General features: G+C 70.0%; 8 protein-coding genes. 2 read left to right on the forward strand and 6 right to left on the reverse strand.

Features of this window, described 5'->3' with window-relative positions; genetic code table 11:
• On the forward strand, window positions 1–629 hold a 629-nt coding region (locus tag Q0L15_RS07890; protein ID WP_296603454.1), incomplete at its 5' end, for an ABC transporter ATP-binding protein.
• 53 nt (window positions 630–682) lie between these two features.
• Window positions 683–2,632 (forward strand): ABC transporter ATP-binding protein, encoded by a 1,950-nt coding sequence (locus tag Q0L15_RS07895; RefSeq protein WP_296603455.1) that lies wholly within the window; start codon window positions 683–685, stop codon window positions 2,630–2,632.
• Window positions 2,633–2,938: 306 nt separating this feature from the next.
• On the opposite strand, the gene Q0L15_RS07900 is transcribed toward Q0L15_RS07895, so the two are convergent.
• From Q0L15_RS07900 to fliP, 6 genes are all read right to left on the reverse strand, one after another.
• Window positions 2,939–3,247 carry a hypothetical protein gene (locus Q0L15_RS07900; RefSeq protein WP_296603457.1) on the reverse strand — a complete coding sequence of 103 codons (309 nt, stop codon included), beginning with the start codon at window positions 3,245–3,247 and terminating at the stop codon, window positions 2,939–2,941.
• Window positions 3,244–5,289 carry a flagellar biosynthesis protein FlhA gene (flhA, locus tag Q0L15_RS07905; RefSeq protein WP_296603458.1) on the reverse strand — a complete coding sequence of 682 codons (2,046 nt, stop codon included), beginning with the start codon at window positions 5,287–5,289 and terminating at the stop codon, window positions 3,244–3,246. Before flhA ends, Q0L15_RS07900 begins: the two co-directional genes overlap by 4 nt.
• 83 nt (window positions 5,290–5,372) lie before the next feature.
• Window positions 5,373–6,518 carry an EscU/YscU/HrcU family type III secretion system export apparatus switch protein gene (locus Q0L15_RS07910; protein ID WP_296603460.1) on the reverse strand — a complete coding sequence of 382 codons (1,146 nt, stop codon included), beginning with the start codon at window positions 6,516–6,518 and terminating at the stop codon, window positions 5,373–5,375.
• A 15-nt stretch (window positions 6,519–6,533) separates the two neighbouring features.
• Entirely contained in the window at window positions 6,534–7,295 is a 762-nt protein-coding gene (locus tag Q0L15_RS07915) for a flagellar biosynthetic protein FliR (protein ID WP_296603461.1), read from the reverse strand.
• Window positions 7,296–7,303: 8 nt separating this feature from the next.
• On the reverse strand, window positions 7,304–7,573 hold the full coding sequence (gene fliQ / locus Q0L15_RS07920; RefSeq protein ID WP_284532270.1) for a flagellar biosynthesis protein FliQ: 270 nt from the start codon (window positions 7,571–7,573) through the stop codon (window positions 7,304–7,306).
• A gap of 4 nt (window positions 7,574–7,577) precedes the next feature.
• Window positions 7,578–8,375 (reverse strand): flagellar type III secretion system pore protein FliP, encoded by a 798-nt coding sequence (gene fliP, locus Q0L15_RS07925; RefSeq protein ID WP_296603463.1) that lies wholly within the window; start codon window positions 8,373–8,375, stop codon window positions 7,578–7,580.
• Window positions 8,376–8,535 lie beyond the last annotated feature (160 nt).

An 8,535-nucleotide genomic window follows, 5' to 3' on the forward strand; every position in this document is an offset into this window, starting at 1 on the left:
CGACAGGAGCCGGCAAGTCCACGCTGGTCAACCTCGTGCCGCGACTCTTCGACGCCACCGCCGGCGAGGTGCGGGTCGGCGGCACCGACGTACGCCGTCTCGACCTCGACCTGCTCTGGCAGCAGATCGGTCTGGTGCCCCAGAAGGCCTACCTGTTCACGGGGACCGTGCGCAGCAACCTGCTGCATGGACTGCCGGGCGCCACCGACGAGGAGATCTGGGCCGCCCTCGAGATCGCCCAGGGCCGTGACTTCGTCGAGGCGCTGCCCGAGGGGCTGGACGCGCCGGTCACCCAGGGCGGGACGAACTTCTCCGGTGGCCAACGCCAGCGGCTCGCGATCGCCCGGGCGGTGATCCGGCGTCCTGGCATCTACCTGTTCGACGACGCGTTCTCGGCCCTCGACCTGGCCACCGACGCCCGGCTGCGTGCCGCACTGCGGCCGGTCACGCGCGAGGCCACGGTCGTGATCGTCGCGCAGCGCGTCTCCACGATCATCGACGCCGACCTCATCCTCGTGCTCGAGGACGGGCGGGTCGTCGGTCGCGGCACCCACCACGAGCTGCTCGCCGACAACGAGACCTACCAGGAGATCGTCACCTCCCAGCTGACCCCCGAGGAGGCGGCATGAACCCCCCACGAAGTCGCTCGCACGCTCCCGACTCCGCGGGGACCCCGAACGGCATGACGACCCCCGCACCGGCCAAGAAGGCCCAGGGTTTCAAGGCGACCGAGCGTATCGAGGCGCCGGCGGGCGGCCACCCCGGCCGCGGCCCGATGGCCGGCATGGTCGGTCAGAAAGCGATGTCGTTCGGCCCGTCGGCGCGGCGCCTGGTCGCACGGATGCGTCCCGAGCGGGCCAAGGCGATCGTCGTCGTGCTGCTCGGGGTCGCCAGCGTCGCACTGATGGCGACGGGGCCGCGGATCCTCGGGCACGCCACCGACCTCGTCTTCGACGGCTTCATCGGACGCCAGTTCCCGGCCGGCACGCCCGACTCCGCCCTGCCTGACGCCGTCCAGGGGCGCGACGTCGTGGCCGGCCAGGGCGTCGACTTCACGGCGGTCGGGCACGTGCTGCTCGTCGTCCTCGCGATCTACGCCGGCGCGTCACTGCTCGGCTGGCTCCAGGGGTTCGTGCTCAACACCGTCGTGCAGAACACCGTGCGCCGCATGCGCCAGGACGTCGAGGACAAGATCAACCGGCTGCCCCTCGGCTACTTCGACCGCTCGCCCCGCGGCGAGCTGCTCAGCCGGGTCACCAACGACATCGACAACGTCAGCCAGACGCTCCAGCAGACGATGAGCCAGCTGCTCACCTCGCTGATGACCGTCCTGGCGGTGCTCGGGATGATGTTCTGGATCTCCCCGCTCCTGGCGCTCGTCGCGCTGGTCTCAGTGCCCGTCTCGCTGGTCGTCACCGCGCAGATCATGAAGCGCTCGCAGGGGCAGTTCGTCGCCCAGTGGCGGAGCACCGGCCGCCTGAACGCCCAGATCGAGGAGGCCTACTCCGGCCACGCCCTGGTCAAGGTGTTCGGGCGCCGCGCCGAGATCGAGGAGACGTTCGCGAAGGAGAACGACGAGCTCTACCGGGTCAGCTTCGGTGCGCAGTTCGTCAGCGGACTGATCATGCCGTCGATGATGTTCGTCGGGAACCTCAACTACGTCGCGATCGCCGTGATCGGCGGCCTGCGGGTCGCCCACGGCTCGCTGTCGCTCGGCGAGGTGCAGGCGTTCATCCAGTACACCCGCCAGTTCACCCAGCCCCTGACGACCGTGGCGTCGATGACCAACCTGCTCCAGTCCGGGGTGGCGTCGGCCGAGCGGGTCTTCGAGCTGCTCGACGCGGACGAGGAGCCGGCCGACCCGGCCGAACGACGTACGCCGGCCCAGCGGCGCGGCGAGGTCGCCTTCGAGCACGCGTCGTTCCGCTACGAGGAGGACCGGCCGTTGATCGCCGACCTGTCGCTGGTCGCCCGCCCCGGCCAGACCGTCGCCATCGTCGGTCCGACCGGGGCCGGGAAGACCACGCTGGTCAACCTCGTCATGCGGTTCTACGACCTCGACGGCGGCCGGATCACCCTCGATGGTGTCGACATCTCCGCGATGCCGCGCGCCGCCCTGCGGAGCCAGATCGGGATGGTCCTGCAGGACACCTGGCTGTTCGAGGGCACGATCCGCGACAACATCGCCTACGGCCGTCCCGACGCCACCGACGAGCAGGTGCTCGAGGCCGCCCGCGCGACGTTCGTCGACCGGTTCGTCCACTCGCTGCCCGAGGGCTACGACACGGTCATCGACGAGGAAGGGTCCAACCTCTCGGCCGGGGAGCGGCAGCTGGTGACGATCGCGCGGGCCTTCCTCACCGATCCCGCGCTGCTGATCCTCGACGAGGCCACGTCGTCGGTCGACACCCGCACCGAGCTGCTGCTCCAGCACGCGATGGCGGCCCTGCGCACCGACCGCACGTCGTTCGTGATCGCCCACCGGCTCAGCACGATCCGCGACGCGGACCTGATCTTGGTGATGGAGGACGGCGCGATCGTCGAGCAGGGCGCCCACGACGAGCTGCTGTCGCGCGGCGGGGCCTACGCGCGGCTGTACAACTCGCAGTTCCAGGCGACCGACGTCGCCTGAACCGAGGCTCGACCCGAACGGGTGAAGCGCTCGTTAATCCCTTGAACCCCCTGAGGGTGCGACCTACGGTGATCGCACACGGGAAAGGAGGTGGTCCGAAGAATGAGTTCTTCTTGGATGCGTGAGGTGGCTGCCCGCTAGCAGCCCCAGCAACATCGAGGGCGGAAGTGCCCTCGAAGGCTGCTGGTGAATCCCAAGCAGTCACCCGACCCGCAGGCGATCCGGTCTTCACATCCACCGGAGCGGTCTCCGCAGGAGACCAGAGCCTGCGGGTCGCTCCATGTCCGGGCGTAGGTGAATCGAGCCTCAGGCGGCGTTGCCGGCCGCGTCGGCCGCTTGCTCCGCGGCCGCCCTCTCGCGGGCCGCCTTCTCCTGAGCGGCCGTCTCGCGGGCCGCCTCGCGCTCGGCCTCCAGCTGCCGGGCCTGGTTGCCCTCGACCGCCTGGGCCGAGAGCGAGGAGAACATCGAGCAGACCGCCCAGACCCCGACGGCGCAGAGCAGCAGCCGGGTCATGGCGGTGTCGACCGAGAGCGTGCCGGCCACCTGGGCCGCGTAGATCGCGGGCGATCCGACCAGGAGCGTGCCGGTCACCACCGGCCAGGAGATCGGGCTCATGCTGTCACCGCCAGCGGCACGTCGGCGCCGACGATGCCCTCGGAGCGGATCTGCTCGGCGCCGAGCAGCTCCTGGTAGGAGAGGACGGCCAGCCGCGGCACGATCGGGTGCACCAGGCGGTGCACGGCTGCCCGCAGCTGCGGGGCGCACACGAGCACCGGCCGCAGGTTGCGGTTCTCGACGGTGGTGACCATCTGGGCCAGGTTCGTGAGCAGCGTCTGGCTCGTCTCGGGGTCGAGCGCGATCGAGTGCCCGTGCTCGGAGGGGCGCAGGGACTCCAGGATGCGCTGCTCGATCTGCGGCTCGAACGTGATCACGTGGAGCACCTTGTCGACGAGGTACGGCGCGGCGATCGCGGCACCGAGAGCCCGCCGGGCGGCGTCGACCAACGGGTCGAGGTCCTTGGTGCGGGTCGCCTGCAGCGAGAGGGCCTCGTAGATCCGGACCAGGTCGCGGATCGACACGCCCTCGTCGAGCAGCTGCTGCAGCACCCGCTGGATCTCGCCGAGGCTGAGCACGGTCGGGGTCAGCTCCTCGACGACGACCGGGTGCGAGCGCTTGACGACGTCGGTGAGCATCCGCACGTCCTCGCGGCCGAGCAGCTGCGCGGCGTTCTGGGTGACGACCTCGGCCAGGTGCGTGGTGATCACCGAGGCGCGGTCGACGACCGTGGCGCCGGAGAGTTCCGCCTGGCTGCGCAGAGCCGCCGGGATCCAGCGGGCCTCGAGGCCGAAGACCGGTTCGCGAGTCGCCTCGCCGGGCAGCGAGCCGAGGAAGTCGCCGATGGCCAGCACCGTGCCCGGAGGCGCCTCACCGCGGGCGACCTCGATGCCGAAGAGCATGATCGCGTAGGTCCGCGACGGCAGCTGGGGGTTGTCTCGGGTGCGCACCGGCGGCGCCACGATGCCCAGATCGGTCGCGATCTTGCGACGCAGCGACTTGACCCGCTCGAGCAGGTCGCCGCCGGTGGAGGGGTCGACCAGGTCGATGAGGTCGGCCGAGAGCTCGAGCCCGAGCGGGTCGACCTGGATCTCGGCGGCGAGCAGCTCGGGGGTGTCGGCCGTGGCGAACGTGGTGGTCGCGGGCGCCTCCTCCTCCGGCTCCGGCTCCTCCTTGATCCGCGACGAGGCGACCAGCATGAGGCCGCCGGCCAGCATGAACGGGATCTTCGGCAGCCCCGGGATCAGGCACAGGGTCAGCGCCGCGAATCCGGCGATGCGCAGCGGCATCCGGTTCGCGGTCATCTGGCGCATGATGTCGCTGCCCATGTCGCTCTCGCCCGTGGCGCGAGTGACGATCAGGCCGGTGGCGACGGAGAGCAGCAGCGCGGGGATCTGGGAGACCAGACCGTCTCCGATCGAGAGCAGGCTGTACGTCGTCACGGCCTCGCCGAACGGCATGCCGAGCTGACCGACGCCGACCGCGAAGCCACCGATCAGGTTGACCAGCGTGATCACGATCGCGGCGATCGCGTCGCCCTTGACGAACTTCGACGCACCGTCCATCGCGCCGTAGAAGTCGGCCTCGGCGTGCACCTGGGCCCGCCGGCGCCGCGCCTCGTCCTCGTCGATGAGGCCGGAGTTGAGGTCGGCGTCGATCGCCATCTGCTTGCCGGGCATCGCGTCGAGGGTGAATCGTGCACCCACCTCGGCGACCCGGCCGGCGCCGTTGGTGATGACGACGAACTGGATGACGAGGAGGATCGAGAACACGATCAGGCCGACGATGAGCGAGCCGCCGACCACGAAGTGGCCGAACGTGTCGATCACCTTGCCCGCGAAGCCGTCGAGCAGCACCAGGCGGGTCGCGCTGACGTTGAGGGCGAGCCGGAACAGCGTCATCACCAGGATCACGGCGGGGAAGGCCGCGAAGTCGAGGGGACCGCGGACGAACATCGCGGTCATCAGCACCAGGAGGGCCACCGTGATGTTGAGCGCGATGAGCAGGTCGAGCAGCATCGCGGGCAACGGCACCACGAGCATCACGACGATCATCACGATGCCGATCGGCACCGCGAGCTGGCTCAGCCGCTTCAAGGGCACGAGCTCCTCCAGGGGGAGACGGGATGGTGAGGCGGGCGCCGTCCGTGGCACCGCTGTCCGACTCCGTCCTGGGGTCGGGCTACTCATCGGCCGGCGGTGGGCGCTCCTGAGGGGTTCGGACGTCTCCGTCCGGCGGCGAGCACCTCAGGCAGCTCGTCGCTCGTCCGCGGTGTGCGGTGCTCGCCGCCGCGCTGCCCGCGGGTCCGGCGGCTGATCACGAACGCCAGCACCTGGGCGACCGCGGCGTACAGCTCGGTGGGGATCTCCTGGCCGACGGTGGTCGAGGTGTACAGCGCTCGCGCGAGCGGTACGTCGCGCACCAGCGGCACTCGGGCCTCGGTGGCCCGCTCGCGGATCGCCGCGGCGATCACGCCCGCGCCCCGGGCGACCACGCGGGGAGCGCCGCGCTCGGGGTCGTAGGCCAGTGCGACGGCCACGTGGGTGGGGTTGACCAGCACCACGTCGGCGTTCGGGACGTCGGCCATCATCCGGTTGCGGGAGGCGGCGAGCTGCCGCGATCGGATCGCGCCCTTGAGCAGGGGGTCGCCCTCGGACTGCTTGTACTCCTGCTTGACCTCGTCCTTCGACATCTTGGTCTTCTTGCCGATCTGGTGGCGCTTGACCAGGTAGTCGAACCCGCCGAGCATCACGCCGGCGACCGCGATGTTGCGGATCATGCTGACCGCGTTGGAGGCGAACTGGTCGAGGACCACGGGTATCGGCACCAGGCCGCCGATCAGCGGGAGCATGGTCTTGACGGCGCCCCACACGAGGAGCGCCACGATCCCGCTGCGGATCAGCATCTTCGCGCCCTCCCAGAGGGCCTGGGGTCCGAACATCCGCTTGAAGCCCGGCAGCGGGTTGATCTTGGACAGCTTGGGCTTGATCGACTTGGTCGCGAGGAAGAAGCCGCCCTGGCCGAGGGCGCCCGCGACGCTGATGACGGCGATGCCGGCGCCGAGCAGCACGAGCGTGAACAGCACGTGGGTGAGGCCCTTGCCGAGCAGGTGCAGGGCGACGTCGGCGTCCGCGTCGGCGGCGGAGCTGAACGCGACCGTCGTCAGCTCCCGCAGCCTGTCGATCTCGCGGCCGATCAGGCCGGGCAGGAACATCGCGATCAGCAGCAGGGCCGACCACGCGCCGAGCTCGGGCGTGCGGGGGACCTGCCCCTCCTTGCGGTTCTCCTTGCGTCGCTTGGTGGTGGGCTTCTCGGACTTCTCACCGCTCATCGGACCTCACCCCCCTCAGCCCGCGCCCGAGAGCGTCGACATCGCCTGGGTCGTGAGGTCGACCAGACGGTCCACGGCGTCGGGGAGGACGGGGAACGACAGGCCGACCAGCAGCAGGGTCATGCCGACCTTGACGGGGAACATCACGTTGAACGCGTTGAGCTGCGGCGCGACCTTCGTGAGGAGCGCCAGGCCGAGGTCGGAGAGGAACAGCACGGCGATCATCGGCAGCGCGATCTGGACCGCGGTGGTGAAGAACAGACCGAACGCCGTGAGCAGCACGTCCGGCGCCGCTTGCCAGTGCGGCGTGGTGCCCAGGGGCAGGAAGTGGAAGGTGCGGACCAGGCCGCCGATCACGATGAGGTAGCCCCCGCTGGCGAAGAGCAGGATCATTGCCAGCATCTGGTGGAACTTGCCGAACACCGTGTTGGTGTTCATCGACAGCGGGTCGAAGCCCTGCGCCAGCGAGAAGCCGCCGAAGACGTCGATCAGGCTGCCGGCCGCGGCGACGGCGCCCAGCAGGAGCTGGGTGACGAAGCCCATGGCCACGCCGATGAGTACCTGCGTGCCCACGTTGAGCAGCAGGGCGACCGTGGAGAGCGGGATCGCGCCGCCGTCGGGCACCGCGGCGAACGCCAACCCGAGCCCGAGCACCACCTTGGCCATCGTCGGGATCCCGCGTCCGGAGAACGGCGGCACGACGGCGAGCCAGGCCAGGATGCGGACCGAGGCGAGCAGGTAGGCCACCAGCGGCTCACCAGCGACGGTCAGCGTCATGGGTCGGCTCAGCCGAGCAGGGCGGGGATGCCCGCGAAGAGGTCGTTGGTGAACGAGACCAGGGTGTGCATCATCCAGTTGCCGCAGAGCAGCAGCGCGATGCCGACGCCGATCAGCTTCGGCACGAACGCCAGCGTGGCCTCCTGGATCTGCGTCAGCGACTGGAACAGCGAGATGGCGAACCCGATCACCAGCGAGGTGACGAGGATCGGAGCGGAGAGCTTGAGCGCCACGACCATGGTGTGCAGCGCGATCTCGATGATGGCGGTGTCGGACATGGCGCTACCCCGCGTAGCTCGCGACGAGCGACTTGATCACGAGGGCCCAGCCGTCGACGAGCACGAACAGCAGCAGCTTGAACGGCAAGGAGACCATCACCGGCGGCATCATCATCATGCCGAGGGCCATCAACGCTCCGCTGACCACCAGGTCGATGACCAGGAACGGGATGAAGATGATGAACCCGATGATGAAGGCCTGCTTGAGCTCGGTCAGCACGAACGCCGGGATCAGCGTCGTCGTCGCCACGTCGTCGCGGTTCTCGGGCAGGTCGCGGTCCGCGACGTTCGTCAGCAGCATCAGCTCGTCGTCGTCGGTGTTGTCGAGCATGAAGTCGCGCAGCGGCTCGATGCCGTCCTGGATCGCCACCGACGTGGTCTTGTCGCCGTTGAGGTAGGGCTGCAGCGCGAGCTCGTTGATGTCGGAGAGCACCGGTCCCATGACGAACAGGCTGAGGAAGAGCGCGAGGCCGGCCAGCACCTGGTTGGGCGGGGTCTGCTGGAGCCCGAGCGCGTTGCGGGTCAGACCGAGCACCACGAAGATCTTCGTGAACGCGGTGCAGCTGAGCAGGATCGCCGGCAGCAACGAGAGCAGCGTGAGGCCGATGAGCACCGTCACCGAGGTGCTGGGGCTGTCGGTGAGGCCGCCGAGGTCGATGGTGACGCCGTCGGCCCCGCCGCCCTGCGGGCCGTTGGGGCCGTTGGGGCCGTTGGGGGCGGCGAACGCTGCTGCGGGTGCTGCCACGACGGCGCCCACCCCGGCGCCGAGTGTCAGGATCCCCAGCAGCAGCCTGCGCCGCATCCGGCCGATCATGAGCTCCGCCGCGTCGCCGCGGCGAGAGCCTGTTTCCAGGTGGCGGCGCTGAGCACCGACCCGGCGAGCGGGCCCTGTCCCGGAGCAGTCGCCCGAGCGACCGCGGCGGCGGGCGTCGCGGGGTCGGTGGCCTCCGCGCGGGCCCCGG

It is taken from the genome of Nocardioides sp., from assembly GCF_024509035.1.
Lineage (GTDB): Bacteria > Actinomycetota > Actinomycetes > Propionibacteriales > Nocardioidaceae > Nocardioides.